General features: G+C 49.1%; 18 protein-coding genes. 4 read left to right on the top strand and 14 right to left on the bottom strand.

Features of this window, described 5'->3' with window-relative positions:
* Nucleotides 1–28 precede the first annotated feature (28 nt).
* Nucleotides 29–1,360: an amidase gene (locus LPB67_RS05495; RefSeq protein WP_410482701.1), complete on the top strand. Its 1,332-nt coding sequence runs from the start codon at nucleotides 29–31 to the stop codon at nucleotides 1,358–1,360.
* Between the two features lie 118 nt (nucleotides 1,361–1,478).
* Here LPB67_RS05495 and flgL read toward each other — a convergent pair whose 3' ends face one another.
* The 11 genes from flgL to flgB form a co-directional block, all read right to left on the bottom strand.
* The gene (flgL, locus tag LPB67_RS05490; protein ID WP_262836036.1) at nucleotides 1,479–2,693 is read right to left on the bottom strand and encodes a flagellar hook-associated protein FlgL; all 1,215 of its coding nucleotides are present in this window, start codon (nucleotides 2,691–2,693) and stop codon (nucleotides 1,479–1,481) included.
* A gap of 12 nt (nucleotides 2,694–2,705) precedes the next feature.
* Nucleotides 2,706–4,670: a flagellar hook-associated protein FlgK gene (gene flgK, locus LPB67_RS05485; RefSeq protein WP_262836035.1), complete on the bottom strand. Its 1,965-nt coding sequence runs from the start codon at nucleotides 4,668–4,670 to the stop codon at nucleotides 2,706–2,708.
* A gap of 228 nt (nucleotides 4,671–4,898) precedes the next feature.
* A complete protein-coding gene (flgJ, locus tag LPB67_RS05480; protein ID WP_262836033.1) occupies nucleotides 4,899–5,807 on the bottom strand; it encodes a flagellar assembly peptidoglycan hydrolase FlgJ in 909 nt (302 codons plus the stop codon).
* Between the two features lie 9 nt (nucleotides 5,808–5,816).
* Nucleotides 5,817–6,932, bottom strand: coding sequence for a flagellar basal body P-ring protein FlgI (locus tag LPB67_RS05475; RefSeq protein WP_410482700.1), 1,116 nt, complete (start codon nucleotides 6,930–6,932; stop codon nucleotides 5,817–5,819).
* Between the two features lie 21 nt (nucleotides 6,933–6,953).
* Nucleotides 6,954–7,619, bottom strand: a complete 666-nt coding sequence (locus tag LPB67_RS05470; RefSeq protein ID WP_262836032.1) for a flagellar basal body L-ring protein FlgH — start codon at nucleotides 7,617–7,619, stop codon at nucleotides 6,954–6,956.
* Between the two features lie 7 nt (nucleotides 7,620–7,626).
* Nucleotides 7,627–8,409, bottom strand: coding sequence for a flagellar basal-body rod protein FlgG (flgG, locus tag LPB67_RS05465; RefSeq protein ID WP_262836031.1), 783 nt, complete (start codon nucleotides 8,407–8,409; stop codon nucleotides 7,627–7,629).
* Between the two features lie 81 nt (nucleotides 8,410–8,490).
* Nucleotides 8,491–9,231, bottom strand: a complete 741-nt coding sequence (gene flgF / locus LPB67_RS05460) for a flagellar basal-body rod protein FlgF (protein WP_262836030.1) — start codon at nucleotides 9,229–9,231, stop codon at nucleotides 8,491–8,493.
* 49 nt (nucleotides 9,232–9,280) lie between these two features.
* The gene (gene flgE, locus LPB67_RS05455; RefSeq protein ID WP_262836029.1) at nucleotides 9,281–10,591 is read right to left on the bottom strand and encodes a flagellar hook protein FlgE; all 1,311 of its coding nucleotides are present in this window, start codon (nucleotides 10,589–10,591) and stop codon (nucleotides 9,281–9,283) included.
* A gap of 43 nt (nucleotides 10,592–10,634) precedes the next feature.
* Nucleotides 10,635–11,303: a flagellar hook assembly protein FlgD gene (locus LPB67_RS05450; RefSeq protein WP_262836028.1), complete on the bottom strand. Its 669-nt coding sequence runs from the start codon at nucleotides 11,301–11,303 to the stop codon at nucleotides 10,635–10,637.
* Nucleotides 11,304–11,332: 29 nt separating this feature from the next.
* Nucleotides 11,333–11,737 carry a flagellar basal body rod protein FlgC gene (gene flgC / locus LPB67_RS05445; RefSeq protein ID WP_262836027.1) on the bottom strand — a complete coding sequence of 135 codons (405 nt, stop codon included), beginning with the start codon at nucleotides 11,735–11,737 and terminating at the stop codon, nucleotides 11,333–11,335.
* A 5-nt stretch (nucleotides 11,738–11,742) separates the two neighbouring features.
* Nucleotides 11,743–12,147: a flagellar basal body rod protein FlgB gene (gene flgB, locus LPB67_RS05440; protein WP_262836026.1), complete on the bottom strand. Its 405-nt coding sequence runs from the start codon at nucleotides 12,145–12,147 to the stop codon at nucleotides 11,743–11,745.
* 182 nt (nucleotides 12,148–12,329) lie between these two features.
* Here flgB and flgA point away from each other — a divergent pair, with 182 nt between their 5' ends.
* The 3 genes from flgA (at nucleotide 12,330) to LPB67_RS05425 (ending at nucleotide 13,926) form a co-directional block, all read left to right on the top strand.
* Complete coding sequence (gene flgA, locus LPB67_RS05435; RefSeq protein WP_262836025.1) at nucleotides 12,330–13,013, top strand: flagellar basal body P-ring formation chaperone FlgA; 684 nt, start codon at nucleotides 12,330–12,332, stop codon at nucleotides 13,011–13,013.
* A gap of 113 nt (nucleotides 13,014–13,126) precedes the next feature.
* The gene (gene flgM / locus LPB67_RS05430) at nucleotides 13,127–13,441 is read left to right on the top strand and encodes a flagellar biosynthesis anti-sigma factor FlgM (RefSeq protein WP_262836024.1); all 315 of its coding nucleotides are present in this window, start codon (nucleotides 13,127–13,129) and stop codon (nucleotides 13,439–13,441) included.
* The gene (locus LPB67_RS05425; RefSeq protein WP_262836023.1) at nucleotides 13,438–13,926 is read left to right on the top strand and encodes a flagella synthesis protein FlgN; all 489 of its coding nucleotides are present in this window, start codon (nucleotides 13,438–13,440) and stop codon (nucleotides 13,924–13,926) included. The genes flgM and LPB67_RS05425 overlap by 4 nt, the downstream gene beginning before the upstream one ends.
* On the opposite strand, the gene motD is transcribed toward LPB67_RS05425, so the two are convergent.
* The 3 genes from motD to LPB67_RS05410 are packed head-to-tail and all read right to left on the bottom strand — an operon-like array spanning nucleotide 13,912 to nucleotide 16,170.
* On the bottom strand, nucleotides 13,912–14,709 hold the full coding sequence (motD, locus tag LPB67_RS05420) for a flagellar motor protein MotD (protein ID WP_262836022.1): 798 nt from the start codon (nucleotides 14,707–14,709) through the stop codon (nucleotides 13,912–13,914). The genes LPB67_RS05425 and motD overlap by 15 nt on opposite strands.
* Nucleotides 14,710–14,716: 7 nt before the next feature.
* A complete protein-coding gene (locus tag LPB67_RS05415; protein WP_262836021.1) occupies nucleotides 14,717–15,457 on the bottom strand; it encodes a flagellar motor protein in 741 nt (246 codons plus the stop codon).
* The gene (locus tag LPB67_RS05410; protein ID WP_262836020.1) at nucleotides 15,439–16,170 is read right to left on the bottom strand and encodes an RNA polymerase sigma factor FliA; all 732 of its coding nucleotides are present in this window, start codon (nucleotides 16,168–16,170) and stop codon (nucleotides 15,439–15,441) included. Before LPB67_RS05410 ends, LPB67_RS05415 begins: the two co-directional genes overlap by 19 nt.
* Between the last annotated feature and the right edge of the window lie 7 nt (nucleotides 16,171–16,177).

The raw sequence follows: 16,177 nt of genomic DNA, 5'->3' as shown, positions 1-16,177 counted from the left end.
TTTTATTTATCAAGGTTCTCATTTTCGCATGAAGCGTCCCAATTCCAAATCAATAAACTCTCCCATCTTGCAATCGCGTCTTGCTTATGTAGAAGCAAGTCTGGAAGTGGCGAAACAGAGTCAGGCGATTTTTACCACACTCTACCCAGAATCGGCTATCGCCGCTGCGGTATATGCGGACAACATCCGTGCGCTAAAGATGCCTGCAGTGTCGCCGCTTGCCGGCTTGCCGATATCGATTAAAGACCTGCTGGATGTCGCAGGTGAGCCCACGCTGGCAGGATCCACGGTATTGAAAAGCGCGCCGCCGGCGACAGAAGATGCGCCGGTCGTCCGGCGACTCAGGCAAGCCGGCGCCGCCATCATCGGCAAAACCAATATGACGGAATTTGCCTATTCTGGCGTTGGAATTAATCCCCATTACGGTACGGCACCCAACCCTGCTGATACGACGACCGCCAGGATACCGGGCGGCTCGTCGTCTGGCGCTGCCGTATCGGTCGCTACAGGCTTATGTGTGGCGGCGATCGGTTCGGATACCGGAGGCTCAATCAGGATTCCAGCCGCATTGTGTGGCCTGACGGGTTTTAAACCTACGGCAAACAGAGTAGCAAGATCAGGCGCCATCCCGCTGTCATTTACCTTGGATACCATTTGCGCAATGGCGCATACCGTCGATGACTGTATCCTGATGGATCACCTTATTGCAGAACAGCCGATCAGGGTACCCGAATTAGCGCTCAAAGGTTTGCGCCTGGCGGTGCCGCAAACTCTGTTTTTAGACGACATGGACCGGCATGTATCCAGCGCATTTAGCAGAGCACTGTCTTACCTGTCTGCTGCTGGCGCGCACATTATAGAAACGCCGATGCAATTGCTGGCGGAGTATCGATCCATGGCGATGTTCTCAGCACCGGAAGCGTATGCATGGCACCGGCATCTGCTGGCTGAAAGATTTGCAGAATATGATCCACGAGTAGCGCAACGCATCCAGCTTGGCGCCAAGGTTTCCGCGGCTGATTACATCGATATGCACAAAGCGCGCACAGAATGGATCGCACACATGGAAATGGCGCTTGCGCCATACGATGCGATTTTGATGCCCACCGTACCTATCGTAGCGCCTGAAATTGCGCCATTAATCGCATCTGACGATGCCTTCTTTCAGGCAAATGGCCTGTTACTGAGGAATACGGCGTCCATCAATATTCTCGACGGCTGCGCAATCTCACTCCCCTGTCACGAACAAGGGAGCTTACCGGTCGGTTTGAGTATTGCTGGCGTGGCTGATGCGGACGCAAGGATACTGGCCATTGCCAGGGTCGTTGAAAATGCTTTATCGGCTTTGAAAGCCGCCTGAGCTGCATCCGAAGCTATTGCAGAACCAGTTTAATCGGATGCAAGTAAGTGCTGCATTGCGTATCAAAACGGCACAGAGAAGACAATGCCCGAGTATTTTTGCGATCGTCTTTAAAACTTTAATTAATATAACTGAACAATGACAATGCGGAAGTTTTTACAAAAGACTGCTGAGCCGCCTGTAAGGTCACTTGCTGTTGGTTCAGCTCAGTAATCGCTTTCGCATAATCCAGATCGGTAATCTCCGAGATAGCCTGCTTATATGCGACACCTATACTGTCGCCAGCACTGCTCAGCTCATCGATTTCTTTCAAACTCGTACCCAGGTTTGCTCTTGAGCTCAACACATTGGACAAAGACTTGTCCAGATTATTATTCGCCTGAGTCAAACCTGCGGTCAGGTCAAGTTTTGCGTTAGGCGTACTGGTAGGCACTTTCAGGATATTAATTAAATCTGTCAAAGTCTCAAAAATATCCTGATTGCCTGGCTGGATAGAGAACTTATCGCCCGCACCTGGCCCAGTAGGCGTATTGGTTAAGGTCGTCGTAATGCCATCAAAAGTAACCGACTGTGGACTAGTGTAAGCAGTGGATGGCACAACGGTTGTATTGGTTGTCCTGTTGATGACACTAAAATTAGCGCCGGTGGCGTCAAACACTACGTCGTAGTTATTACCGGTTAAGGCGCCCGCAGTAGCCGGATTAATTGCGGCAGTAGCGACTAATTTTCCCGTATTGGACGGATTGGCGACCACGTTAAACTGTCCATTCGACGTCCTGATATTCCCAAATATTGCAGGACCTATATCGCTAACGGCTAACTGTCTGGACGTGTTTACCTGCAAAAAACGCTGCCCTTGATCGCCAGTGTAGGTAGCACCGCCCGCAGTTTTTACATAGGGTGCACTGGTATTAGAAAATCCCGCAAACAAATAATTCCCGGTGCCATCTGTGGCGTTTGCCTGACTCAAAAGTTGATCTAAATTGCCTTGCAATTCCGTTGCGATATAACCCCGATCCAGATCTGACAAGGCGCCATTGCCCGCGTTAACGATTAAAGTCTTTACGTTTTGCAATGTCGTTGTCACGCTCTGTAACGCGGTCTCCGCCGAACTCAAACTGTTCTTGGCATTTTGACGATTGATTGCGTACTGATCATTAATCGCGTTTGACTGAGTAAGTACCAGCGCTCTGGCAGAACCGACCGGGTCATCCGATGGCGCCAGAATACGCGTTCCTGCAGCAATTTGTTGCTGGGTTTTATTCAAGCTCGAATGTAAATCGCTGATTCTGGCACCGCCAGTTTCATATATGGTACTCGTACTGATACGCATGATTTTTCCTTACTACTTAATGGACAACAGTACTTCAAACAATTGACCGGCAATCTGCATGAGCTTGCCGGCAGCCTGGTAAGCCTGCTGGTAGCGTAATAAGTTTGCCGCTTCCTCATCCAGGTTCACACCGGACTGAGACTGTTGTGCCTGCACAGATTGTGCTAATAACTTTGTTTCTGATGCGCCAGTCACTTCAAGTTCATGCGTTTTATTACCGACCAGGCTCACAAACTGCGCGTAAGCGCCTTGATAGCTCGTCGTATTGCCAGCCACTGTATTCGCTGTTTGTAAGGCGGCCAGAGATACGGCATTTCGGCTATCGCCAGAACCATTCGTATTTTGGGACACAGTAAATGCATCGCCATTTTGCGGCGTACCCGTTACGGTAAAACTGACACCACTAAAACTGATTGTGGCGCCGCTTGTATAGGCAACCGGGGTATTAACGACATAAGGTGCATATGAGGTAGTAACACCATTATTGGTCACCGTCACATTGGAGCCGGCAGGAAAACCCGTAAAAGCATTGGCTGAAAATGCCAGTTTCACCGGGATCGCCAGACTGGCCAGAGTGTAGGTGGAATCAACTGTACTTGGGCTAATCTTGCCATTCCCGGTATTCGTGCTGGGTGCGGCTGTAGTCGTTGGACCTGCCGCAGCTATTTTAGAGGTATCCGAAATCGCGACACTGAGACCGGCAGCCCCATTGACTGTCGGCTTAATTAAAAACTCGTCGCCCGCAGCAGGGACTGCAGCGGCAGGGGGCGGCGCCAGTTGGTAAGTAACGCCGTCAATCACCAATGGCAGGGTCGGAGATGTCTGCGTTTTACTGTCCGAAAGGCGGGTAATTTTATAATTCGTGCCATCAAACTGCAGACGATAATCGCTCGTCGTCAATGCGCTGGCGTTCGTGATGGTGGCGTTGATTCCTGCGGTACTGGTGTTGGAACTGCTTGGGGAGCTGACCGGCGCTGCAACATTAAAGAAATTGCCGCCTAATTGGCCGTTCAGGTCTTGTCCTAATTTATGCTGACTGTTAAAGGTTGTCGCCAAGGTCGTGGCAACGCGGCCAAGCGAATTTTGCGCAACATCCAAGGTAGTGCTTCTGAAGTCGAACAACCCGCCTAACTTACCTCCCGGGAGACTATTTTCAGATAACAGCACTGACTTGCCATTGGCAACATAGGCGACATCAAGCCGCGATGGATCTGTCAGCGAAGGCGACGCCGCCAGCGTATTCACATTGTCGCCGACGACCAAAGCCTGTCCGCTACCAATAAAAACATTAAATTTAGCACCTTGCTTGACTACCGAGACTTTTGTCAGTTTGCTTAACTCCGTTACCAATTGATCACGCTGATCCAGCAAATCGTTCGGGCCAGCGCCGCCGCTAGAGACACTTTGCGCTTTTTCGATGGTTTTATTTAACTCGGAAATTTGCGATGCATAACTATTAATGGTACCGACGGTTGTCTGGATTTCGCTATTCACGCCATTACGGATTTCATCGATCCGGTTTTGCAAACCCGCAAAGCGGGATACCAGTGCCTGAGCAGACGATAGAGTCGATTGTCTGGCGGCGGCTCCTGCCGAGCCGTTAGGGCTGGCGGCCAAGTTTTGGACGGATTTGAAAAAATCTTGCAAGGCCGGAGATACGCCGGCAGATGCGTCTGCTACCAGGTTATTAATTTGTGAGATCTGAGAAAGATAGGTACTCACCTGATTGCTGGTGGATTGGGAATTATTAACTTGCTGACCAAGAAATTCATTATAAACACGTGCTATTTGGTCAACTTTTGTTCCCTGCCCGACAAAATTATCGCCCTGACTTTGAGGGGCAGCAGCACTTTGAGACAATACCTGGCGGTTATAACCAACCGTGGAGGCATTCGCAATATTGTGTCCGGTCGTGGCAATACCCAGCTGCGCAGCCGCTAACGCGCTTTGTCCAATGCCGAGAATATTTGAACCCATGATTGATCCTGCTTAAGTATCGGTTGCTGCTCTATTGAGCGGTATCACTGTTGTTTTCGGAAAAATTCGGCAAAACTTTAATCAATGGTCATTTGATTAATTACGCAAAACGACAAGTTGTTTAAAACAATTCATATCGAAACCGCAGACTGGATGCGGCTTTCAGCGGCATTTCGTGCCAACAGGCGCACCCAGCTTGCGGGTTCATTAAATATCAAAACGTCATCTTCAGGTAGACAAAGTGTGATTGATTATTTTGAATAACTTATTCGCATACTGCGGATCGGTTGCATAACCGGCCTTTTGCAAACCATAGGCAAAACTAGTTGCATCCTTTGCATTGGCAATAACGTTCTCATAGCGTGGATTTTTCGTCAATAGTTTCGCATAATCTTTGAAGGCTTCGCTGTATGAATCATAGGCTTTGAATTTTTCCACCTTACGACAAGCAACGCCATTTACGTATTCGGTAGTCACGGCATCCACCGTTTTCCCCTTCCACTGACTGCCTGCTTTCATGCCAAACAGATTATGGCTAGGTGTGCCGTCTATAGATTTAATCTCTTTCTTACCCCAACCGCTTTCAAGCGCGGCCTGGCCCAACATGAATTTTGCCGGAATGCCGGTTTCGGCACTTGCCTGCTCCGCATGAGCGCTTAATTTTTGTTGGAACTCTCTGACATGGGTGGCGGTACTGCCGGATGTTTTTCCTTGTGGAACAACTTGCTGCCCCAGCTTCATGCCATCCAGATAGGATTCGATTCCGCGAATACTGCTGCTTGGACTCGGCATACCGGATTGAGTTACACCGTCTGCTTGCAGTAGCTGATTTACCTGATTGTTCGACAACTGCCTGACCAGGGCATCGGCTAAACCGACGCCCCGATTTGCCATATTTTGCGACAATTGCTGGTCGAGCATGGATGTGTACATCTTGCTTTGTTCATTATCGAAAGGACCGTCCTGCCCGCCGGCCTGGCGCATCGACTTCAGCATCATATTCATAAACAGTGCTTCAAATTGCTTGGCCGCCGCCTTCAGCGACTCGGGCGAATTATCTTTGGAGGATTGCTTAAGTCCATCCAGGCTCTTTGAGTCAAAAGCCAGCTTATCAGTGATATCGGTGCGTCCTATCATTGGGAATCCCTAGATGATTTCAAGCTCAGCGCGCATGGCGCCAGACGCTTTCATTGCCTGCAAAATAGCCAGCAGATCCTGCGGTGTCGCACCTATCGCATTGAGTGCTTTGACGACATCACTCAAATTCGTACCGGCTTTCAGGGTCACCAACTGCCCCGCATCCTTAGTAACGCTGATATCCGCTTTTTGCGTAATGACAGTCTGTCCGCCAGAAAGCGCGTTCGGTTGGCTGACGGAAGTGTCGTTATTGATCACGACGGATAAATTACCATGCGCGATGGCACAGGTATCCAGGGTCACAGCCTGATTCATGACGATGGATCCGGTTCTTGCATTCAAGATCACTTTTGCGGCGATTTGCGCCGGAGTGACTTCGATGCTTTCCAGATTACCCAAAAAAGCAACGCGCTGATCGCTGCCTAGCGGCGTGCGCACTTGTATGACACGACCATCCATTGCTGCCGCGGTCCCAGCACCAAACTTGTTGTTAATTGCATCTACCACTTTGGATGCGGTAGAAAAATCAGAGGTATTCAGTTCAAGGTGAATCACGCCGTCTTGTCCCAGCAAAGAGGCAACCGCCTTTTCAACGGTCGCACCGGAAGAAATTCTTCCTACACTCAGATGATTCACCTGCACTTTGCTTCCGCCAGCAGCAGCGCCGACTCCGCCGACCAGAACATTGCCCTGTGCCATCGCATAAATTTGATTATCGGCACCTTTGAGCGGGGTCATCAACAAGGTACCGCCGCGCAGGCTTTTAGCATTACCCATCGATGAGACCGTGATGTCGAGCGTCTGGCCAGGCTGGGCAAACGGTGGCAAGGAGGCGGTCACCATGACTGCCGCAACGTTTTTCAACTGCAAACTCGTACCTACCGGAATGCTGACACCGAGTTGTTGCAGCATGCTGATAATGCTTTGAACAGTGAACGGTGTCTGGGTAGTCTGGTCGCCACTGCCATCCAGACCGACGACTAAACCATAGCCCAATAATTGATTTTGACGCACGCCTTGAATACCTGCGATATCTTTGAGTCGCTCAGCCTGGCAAGTTTGCGCCGCAGTCAAACTCAACAGACACATGAACGTCAGGCAAAATTTGATCCAATGTAATTTCATGATGGTCTCACCTGCGGCTGATCATAAAGGGATAAAACTCAGGAAAAATCTGGTCAGCAATGAATTCACCTCGGCTTTATCGATTCTCGCTGTAGATCGATATTCAAACCGCGCGTCCGCAATCTGCGTTGAGGAAACCACGTTGGCCGCCGTGATCGTTGCAGGATTCACGACACCAGAGAAACGAACATATTCAGCACCTTTATCAAACGCCAGCTGTTTCTCGCCGCTCACCAGCAAATTACCGTTTGGCAGAACGTCAATGACCGTGACGGAAATGGTGCCAGTGAAGTTATTGCTGGCGGTTTGCGCGCCCGTTTCATCGTATTTATTTGCCGATGTCGATGACAAGGAGGCATTGCTCGTTACTGCCGATGACAGTCCTAGGAACGAAGGCACACCAAAACTTGTGCTGCCGCTTTTTTTAGCGGAACTCGCGACCGTTTTTCCGGCACTGGTTTTTTCGCTGATAGTGACCGTCAGGATATCGCCCAGTAATCTGGCTTTTTGATCCTCAAATAAAGGACGATAAGAGGCTGCCTGGTATATCGCGCCGTTCAATTCTTTTTGTGGTTTAGCAGAAATAGGTGTGGCCGTCATCGGCTGATGGACAATCGCTGGCGGCACAACACTACATCCAGTCGCCAGGAGCACACCAATAAACGACAAGAAAAAGCAAGGTTTCATAGCGAACTCACAGTTGCGTCAATTTTTGCAACATTTGATCCGAGGTAGTAATTGCCTTACTGTTGATCTCGTATGCACGCTGGGTCTGGATCATGTTGACAAGCTCTTCCGCCACATTCACATTCGACGTTTCTATAAACGCCTGGCTCAGCAAGCCTGCGCCATTCGTACCCGGTGTGTTGGTGCCGGGATTACCCGAGGCAGCGGTTTCGACGTACAAATTCTCTCCCATTGACATTAAACCGGCCGGGTTAATGAACGTTGCCAGTTGAATTGAGCCAACCTGTACCGGCACAACGGCGCCTGGCTGCGTCACCGAGACAGTCCCGTCGCGACCTACCGTAATGCTCTGTGCATTTGCCGGGATAGTGATCGCCGGTTGAATGACAAAACCACTCGATGTCACCATCTGGCCTTGACTATCGACTTGAAAAGAGCCATCTCTGGTATAGGCTGTTGATCCGTCCGGCAATAGAACCTGAAAAAAACCTTGTCCCTGAATTGCCAGATCCTTGCTATTACCGGTTTGTTGCAAATTACCTTGGGTGAAAATCCGCTCAGTCGCTACGGGACGAACGCCGACGCCGAGTTGCAAACCCGACGGCAATTGTGTTTGTTGAGAGCTTTGCGCACCTGGCTGGCGAATGGTTTGATACAGCAGATCTTCAAAGATCGCTCTGGAGCGTTTGAAACCTGTCGTACTGACGTTTGCCAGATTATTGGTAATTACATCCATCTGCGTCTGCTGCGCATCCAGGCCGGTCTTTGCTATCCATAGTGAACGTATCATGTCATTTCTCCCATTTCTACCTAATCTACCCAACGCGCAACTGGTACATCTATCTCTTTATTCATTCTGCAGCAATCGAACTCAACTCAATGTCAAGATCTGACTGGCTTTAGTCGCGTTACTCTCCGCGTTTTGCAGTAATTTCATATGCATATCGAATTGGCGCGCCAGAGAAATCATCGTGACCATCGACTCAACGACGTTCACGTTGCTTCCTTCGAGCATGCCGCCGGCCACGCCGACCGCCGGATCTGCATCAACTGCGCTGCCATCCTTGGTTTTAAACAGGCCGTCATCGCCGCGGACTAAATTATCTTCCGGCGGATTGGCAAGCTTCAGCCTGCCGATGACCTGCACAGCATTGGGTTTGGAACCGCTAGGAATTGTTGAAACGGTGCCGTCTTTGGCGATCGCAACGGAGACTTCCGGCGGAATCGTAATGATGCCGCCGTCGCCCACCACATTAAGGCCGCTCTGGGTTTGCAACACACCGTTTTCATTCAGCTTAAGACTACCATGACGGGTCAGCGCCTCACTCCCATCTGGCCGCTGCACGACCAGCCAGCCTTTACCCTGCACCGCCACATCCAGCTCGCGCCCGGTCATCTGCATGGCGCCTGTCGCGTAATCCGTACCGACGGTAGCATCCACCACAAAAGCCCGGGTCGGCAACCCTTCACTGATCACAGGCACGGCACGAAAGGAATCTAACTGCGCGCGAAATCCCGTCGTCGTGGCATTCGCCAGATTGTGCGTCGTGGTCGCCTGCTGCTCCATGATGTGCTTGGCGCCCGTCATCGCGGTATAGATCAGCCTATCCATTGCAGTCTCCTGTTAAAAAACACTGGATGCATACATGATTTCATCAGGCTTAACGCAGATTCACCAGGGTTTGCAAGACCTGATCCTGTGTTTTAATGGTTTGAGCATTGGCCTGATAGATACGCTGCGCCGTAATCATGTTGACCAGCTCACCAGTCAGATCCGTATTCGAATCCTCAACCGCAGATGAGGTCAACAAACCCTGTCCGCCAGAACCTGGCGTGCCGATCAATGCCGGACCAGAGGTAGAAGTTTCAGTCCATTGATTGCCGCCAAGCGATTGCAAGCCATTGGGATTGGTAAAATTCGCCAAAACAACCTGCCCGAGAACCGATGTTTTACCATTGGTATAACTACCGACAATGGTGCCGTCTTTTGAGGTGTTAAATTTGGATAGTTTGCCTGACGTGTAGCCGTCCTGCTTTAGCGAACTGACACTAAAGTCGGAACCGAATTGCGTACTGCCCGTCATATCTAATTTGACATTGAGCGGCGTAGAGATCGGCGTAATCGCGCCATTAGCAACAGGAATAGTCACTTTTAAAGCTTTTGGATCAATCGCGCTGAAAGCCGGCGTTGCCGCAACTAATTTACCCAGATTATCAAAACCCAATTTACCCAGAGGAACTGCGGCAGCAGGAGGAACATAACCGATAGGTACGCCATCACTAGTGGCAAAAACGTTCCATTCTGCCGTTGCCGGTGCCGTCGGCGGTGTTACGGCCGGATTAATTTTGACGAAGAAAGTCTGCAATACATGTGAATTACCCAAGCTATCATACACAGCCACTGAGGTCGACTGATTATAGGAAGTCGGATCCGTAGGTGAAAACGCGATCGGTACGGCACCGCCGGGAACGGTATTACGGGAATCCAGGTTCAATATCGCATTGATTGTTCCGGTTTGTGCGGGCGCGATATCTGTCGTATTGATATTGATCGCTGTCGCGGAACCAGTTGCCAATACGCCATTCGCATTTGCCACATAACCAGTTAATTGTGCGCCCTGCGCATTCACCATGTAGCCGTTTTTATCCAGCTGGAATTGGCCATTCCTGGTGTAGGTGATCGCACCGTTGGTGGACATCCTGAAAAATCCATTCCCGTTAATGGCAATATCAAGTGGATTATTGGTCGAGGTGATATTGCCCTGCGAAAATTGCTGTGCAATGTTAGCGACTCTGGTACCGATACCCACTTGCGCGCCACCAGCACCATTGAGCGAATTGGCAAAAACGTCGGCGAATTGCACTTGCGCTTGCTTAAAACCGACCGTACTTGCATTGGAAATATTATTACCAATCACATCCAATGATTTGGATGCCGCATTCAAGCCACTTAAACCTTGTTGAAAACCCATGATATTTCTCCTTTTACTGGAAATGAATTAGCTTGTTTGCGAGCTAGTAAATTTTTTTAACATCGGCCAGGCCGACATCGCCGACGTTTGCCACATTTAATTTGACACCCTGGGCACCTGACGTCACGCTTGAAACCATGCCAAAACTCAAAGCCGTCGCATCAATCGCCTTACCTCCGGTGGTAGCGCTGACCTCGATCTGATACTGACCATCGGGAGCCGCAGCGCCTTGATCGTTGGTACCGTCCCAAGTTAATGGATTAATTCCACTCCCCATCGATCCCAGGCTGAGTTTTTTAACGACTGAACCTGAAGCATCCTTAATCGTGACGTCGACCTTATCGGCACCTTGCGTCAACTCTACGCCATACAAGCCCTTACCTTGCGACAGGCCTAGCTTATTTCCTGCGGCGACAACGCCATGTCCTATCATGCTGGCAGCTTGCAGATTTTGAGAAGCCTGGAAATTAGCGTTCAGCGCAGTTACCGTAGCATTTAATTTATCGATACCTGTGACCGTCGACAGTTGCGCTAACTGACTTGTGATTTGCGCATTGTCCATGGGGTTCAAGGGATCCTGGTTTTTCATCTGCGTCACCAGCAAGGTCATAAAACGATCTTGCGCCTCTTGGGTAGTTGTCTTGGCAGTGGTCGAGCCGTTAATGGACGCGAGTAGCGTTGGATCGACGGTCTTTGTTTGTATGGCGGTCATTTCAATTTTCCTTTAGCATCTGGCGGCGATCATTGGCCCAGTGTGAGTGTTTTTAACAGCATGGTTTTGGCTGCGTTCATCGTTTCAACATTGGTCTGATAAGAACGGGATGCAGAAATCATATTCACCATTTCCTCAATCACATTCACGTTAGGCATGGCGACATACCCCTTTTCATCTGCCAATGGATGCTTGGGGTCGTACATCAGTTTAGGCGGATTATTGTCTTCCACCACCTCTTTTACCCGAACTGCGGTAGAAACCGAGTCGGCCACCGGCACTGCACTGAAAACCACTTGTTTTGCCTTATAAGGCTGACCATTTGAACTGGTAACACTATCGGCATTAGCCAGATTACTCGAAACGACATTGAGTCGTTGCGCTTGCGCGCTCATGGCAGAGCCGGCGACGTTAAAAATATTAAACAAAGACATGATGATTACCCCTGAATTGCAGCAAGCATGCCGCGTATCTGCATATTGAGAATGGTCAAACTCGCCTCATAGCGCAAAGAATTCTCAGCAAATTGATTCCGTTCGACATCCATGTCGACGGTGTTGCCATCGACATTCCCCTGCACCGTAGTCCTATACAGTGGCGCACCGCCGCCGGCAGCGCCCTGAGGATCAAGATGCTGAGGGGATGTTTTTGCGAGTTCGGACGAAGCCTGATTGGCATTCCTCTGCAAGACGTTGTTCATTGCAGTAGAAAAATCAATGTCACGCGCTTTATAATTAGGCGTATCTGCATTGGCAATATTCGATGCAATCATTTGTTGACGCTGCCCTCGAATCGACAGTGCCACCTCATGGAATCGCAAATAATCATCCACTTTGCTGCTCATCGCCCCTCCCTTACCTGCTTAGCAAAACTACCGACAACCAAAACGGTTTTTGATGCTTTGCATCTTATCCCCGCAAAAGCAAGAGCGATCATTTGAGAAGAACAGGAAAAAGCCGTCTATTCCCTGATTCGGGACTTCTGAAAACGACTACACTGCAGATACACGTTTTCAATAGAGTTCAAATGAAAAAGCTATTTGTTTTATTTTTGTCATGCCTGCTGACATCCGTTGCCTACGGGCAGTCGGAGGATCCGCAACGAATCCGACAGATAGCGGAAGAGTATTTGAAATTACAGACCGCAGGATTGACCGGTCAGCCGCAAATTACGGTGGGTGCAATTGATAACCGCCTCACCTTGGCTAGTTGTTCAAATCCGTTGGCATTCCTTCCTCCCGGGAGTAAACCCTGGGGGAAAATCACCGTGGGCGTGCGATGCACTGCTCCTACGTCTTGGATTGTGTATTTGTCAGCAAATATTCAGGTCACAGGCGACTACTACGTAACAGCCAGTAATCTTGCGCAAGGGCAGATCATTTCATCCAGTGATTTGACGAAATTAAATGGAGAATTGTCAAATTTACCATCCGGTTCGATTACCACCCCCAGTCAGGCAATCGGTAAGTCGTTAAATGTGTCAGTCGCATCCGGTACGGTAGTAAGAACCGATAATTTGAGGAATCCGATGGTCGTTCAGCAAGGGCAATCAGTCCGGGTTACCAGCACTGGCAAGGGATTTCAGGTGGCAACTGACGGACAGGCTTTAAATAATGCAAGTGAAGGACAAGTTGCCAAAGTAAAAATTTTATCGGGTCAGGTGGTCAGTGGCATAGCCAAAGCCGGTGGTGTTATTGAGATTACTTATTAACAATAAAATTTCTCAAAAGTACAATATTTCCGTAAATGAAGTTAAAGTTTAAATGATCGCAGCCGATATACATGATGTAGATGTATAGGAATCCCAACATAGAGGGTGATGCTGTGAAAATTAATGATGCACTAAAGAGCGCTTCTGGACTGCCAACCGGGCCGCAACAAGTCCGTACTGACCAACAGGCAGAAAAAGCAGAAGTCCCTTCTACTCCTTCTGCCAAGGTACAGATTTCATCTTTATCGACGCAATTGCAAGCTTTGCAGAACACGCAAGCGAGCAGTTCTGTATTTGAGGCAAAAAAAGTAGAAGAAATTAAGCTGGCCATCTCTGAAGGACGTTTTCAGGTGAATTCTGAAAAAGTCGCGGATGGCTTACTAGAAACCGTCAAAGATTTACTCAACGCAAGAAAACGATCATCATGAACCTTTCCAGCGCAAAACTGCCCCAATTAGATCAATGTCTTCAAAACGAACTTTCAGCAATGACGTCGTTATCTGAGATATTGAAACTGGAGCAAGCTGCGCTGATTGAAGGACATGTTAATGACTTAAATGAGCTTACCAAGCGTAAAGGCCAATCGATCGCGCAAGTCGCTGAATTAGAAAAAATCCGTAGTACACATCTGGAAGAAATGGGATTTTCAACTGGCCTGGCGGGCATTAATGCACTTCTGGTACAAGTACCATCCGCAACTATGATCGCGGATGCCTGGACTCAACTTCTGGCGGCCTCTGAAAAAGCGAAAGAAATCAACCGTACGAACGGCATTTTGATCAATCGCCAGTTAACGCGCAATCAAGGCGCGCTCAATATTCTTCAGCAAAACAATCCTGCAGGCGCAATGTACGGTCCCAATGGACAAGCCAAAATACAAAATATTACGGGTCGTGGCCTAGTTATTGGCTGAATTTGTATTTGTTTTTTTCTCAGTATTGGCTAATGGGACATCAATAGCAGCTTCCGGCAAAATCGCCAAAATGGTGACAGTGACGCGGCGGTTGCGCGCTCTCCCCTCCACTGTATCGTTCGATCCCACAGGCAATTTCGGACCTTGACCAATTGCCGTCATCCTGTTTTCATCTACACCGTTTTCGGTGAACAGGCGCACCACGGTACTTGCGCGAACTGCGGACAATTCCCAATTCGATGGAAAACTGGAATTCTTAATCGGCAGATTATCTGTATGCCCCTCAACCTGAATCGCATGAGTATCAGATTTCAAGACTGATGCAATGGCTTTCAGGGCCTGATAAGAATCCACATTCAACTTAGCTTCGCCCTGAGCAAACAAGACACTGGCATTGATTTCAATCGTGACGCCACGACTGGTTTGACTGACACGGACCTTCCCTTCACGCACCAAGGGCTCAAGCACGCTCAAAATATCTCGCGCCATACCCGTCATTTGCTCGCGCTCTTTACGTAGCGGTTCGAGATTCTTCGGTTTGATTAACCGGACAGGGTCAAGTTTGATGGTGGGTTCGACCTCGCTATTCGCTGAATGCACCACAAGTGCCCGGCCAAAAGCCCCTGTTAGCGAATTAGACAACACACGATATTTACCTTCATTCAGAGATGATATGGCGTACATCACGACAAAAAATGCAAACAATAAAGTGATAAAGTCGGCATACGACACCAGCCAACGATCATGATTGTCACTCTCCTCGTGATATTTTTTTCTTGCCATGACGGGCCTATTTTTTATGATTGGCAAGACGTTCTTCTACTACTCTAGGACTGTCACCCAAGGCAATGCTGTAAAAGATATCCGACAGCATTTCACGTCGTGTCACTTCGCGACTGATAATTTCCTTAAGCTTGTTGCTGACCGGCAGAAAAAACAAATTGGCCAAACCTACGCCATAGATAGTTGCGACAAAAGCGACGGCGATACCGCTACCTAACTTACTCGGATCGGACAGGTTCTCCATGACATGAATCAAGCCAAGAACAGCACCAAGTATGCCTATGGTTGGAGAATAGCCACCGGCAGCATCCCAAATTTTGACTGCCTGGCGTTGTTCGATCTCATATAAAGAAATATCCACATCCAGAATTTCTTTTAACCGGGTAGGATCTATCCCGTCGATGACGAGACGTAGTCCTTTGCTGATAAACGGATCTTTACTCGCCCCCATATACCGTTCCAGGCTGAGAAAACCCTCTCTACGAGCAACTACGCTCCAGATTAAGGCTTCCTGAATCGTTTTCTTGCTCGTATCAATCGGCATGGATACGATCCATTTCAGCATCTGGACGCCACGGATAAAGGTTGGCATTCTGCTTTGCAGTAAAACGGCGCCAATCGTACCGATCACAACAATCACGAATGCAGCGGGCTGCACCAGAGAGGAAAGACGTCCTCCCTCGAGTAGCTGGCCAGAGAACACGCCTGCAATAACCAATACAAGCCCAATTATGCTAGCCCAGTCCACGCTTTCTCCCTTAAAGATGCTCTTAGTCGAGCCACTGCCTGGCTATGTAATTGCGAAACGCGCGATTCGGAGACGCCCATAACCGCGCCGATTTCTTTTAAATTCAATTCCTGTTCGTAGTACAGCCCCATCAAGAGTTTCTCCCTCTCAGGAAGGCTGTCGATCGCAAAAATCACTGCATCACGAAAATCCCCATGCAATAAATCTTCTAAAGGATCACCGGACTGATCGGTACAGTAGTGATCAAGAAAATGCTCTTTGGTATCCGCATCGTGAAAGTCTTCGTAGTACACCAGCTGGTGACCACCACTTTCACTCAAGACATCCTGATACTCCGCCAAACTTAATTTCAATTGTTTGGCGACTTCCGTTTCCAACGGTGGCCTGCCGAGTTTTTGCTGAAGTGCGTTCATCGCCGTTTCGATCTTGCGCATATTCTGGCGCACCCCGCGCGGCAACCAATCACTGTTCCTCAACTCATCAAGCATTGCACCGCGTATGCGCTGGACTGCATAAGTCTCAAATTGAGCGCCGTGAGTGTCCTCGTAACGATTGACTGCATCCAGCAGGCCGATCATGCCTGCCTGAACAAGATCATCTACTTCCACACTGGGTGGCAAACGCGCTTTCAGTTGATAGGCAAGTCGTTTTACCAGAGGGGCATGCTCTGTGAGTAGAGAGTTTTTATCTGACTTTCCGCTGGCAGTGTACATAAATTCT

Origin of the sequence: Undibacterium sp. Jales W-56, from assembly GCF_025548535.1 — a bacterium.
GTDB lineage: Bacteria > Pseudomonadota > Gammaproteobacteria > Burkholderiales > Burkholderiaceae_D > Undibacterium.
The sequence above is the reverse complement of the archived record's forward strand: the minus strand, read 5'-3'. Positions and strand labels throughout refer to the sequence as shown.